General features: G+C 72.3%; 1 protein-coding gene. It reads left to right on the top strand.

Annotation, left to right across the window (positions count from 1 at the left end; translation table 11 throughout):
* Positions 1-38 precede the first annotated feature (38 nt).
* Positions 39-357 (top strand): hypothetical protein (locus tag BIU91_RS16640; protein ID WP_139196879.1); only part of this gene is annotated, 319 nt, incomplete at its 3' end.

Genomic DNA, 357 nt, shown 5'->3' with positions numbered 1-357 from the left:
CTGCAGCACGGACGGAGCGTCTCGCCGATGCCCTCCCAATGCTCGGTATCCCCAAGGGCAAGATGGTCGCCGAGAGCGGGTCGATCGTCGAGCAGGCGCTCGCCCTCGCGCTCGGCAGCACCGGACCGCTCACGGCGGGCCCGACGTCCTGGGCGCTCCTGTCCGCGCACCTCGCGATGCTCGCGCGTCGTCCGGCGGGCGTGACGGGAGCGACGCCGCCCGAGACAGCGCTCGTGCTCGACGATGGGCCAGAAGCACTGACCGCGCCCGGGTTCCGGGAGGCGTGGCACCGGTGGCTGCGGCTGTCGAACCTGCTCGGAGCACGCTTGGCGAAGCCGGTCACGATCACGACTGCCA

The sequence above is a fragment of the Curtobacterium sp. MMLR14_002 genome, from assembly GCF_001864975.1.
In the GTDB taxonomy this organism is placed as follows: domain Bacteria; phylum Actinomycetota; class Actinomycetes; order Actinomycetales; family Microbacteriaceae; genus Curtobacterium; species Curtobacterium flaccumfaciens.
Note: the sequence above shows the minus strand (reverse complement) of the source record. Positions and strands in the feature narration are given on the sequence as shown.